The organism is Faecalibacterium sp. DFI.5.82 (genome assembly GCF_029076575.1).
Lineage (GTDB): Bacteria > Bacillota > Clostridia > Oscillospirales > Ruminococcaceae > Faecalibacterium > Faecalibacterium duncaniae.
In genome coordinates this window covers 1-309 of record NZ_JARFIS010000548.1, presented here as the reverse complement: position 1 = coordinate 309, position 309 = coordinate 1, and the positions used below count along the sequence as shown (strand labels likewise).

Here is a 309-nt window from a genome sequence, read left to right as displayed (position 1 = left end):
GCTCCGGATGGTGGGCAGAACGCCCGCCAGCGAATCCGCTGTCAACAGAAAAAGCACACCTTCGGGCGGCTCCTCCATGACCTTCAGCAGGGCGTTGGCCGATACCTCGTTCATCCGCTCCACATGGTAGAGCAGCACTGCGCGCCCCTCTGCCGAAAGGCTGGTATTGAAGATCTCGCTGCGCATGGCCGTGACCTGACCGACCAGATACCGCCCGCCGCGGCCCATACCGGTCACGGAGAGGGCTTCCCGGACGATGCCTGTCTCGATCTGGCCGCTGTCGCGCTTACCGGCCTTTGCCACGGCACG

Annotated in this window: 1 pseudogene; it reads right to left on the bottom strand. The window is 64.7% G+C overall.

The window, feature by feature from the left end:
- Positions 1–309, bottom strand: a pseudogene (locus tag P0G09_RS17825) (hypothetical protein); the annotation flags it as partial.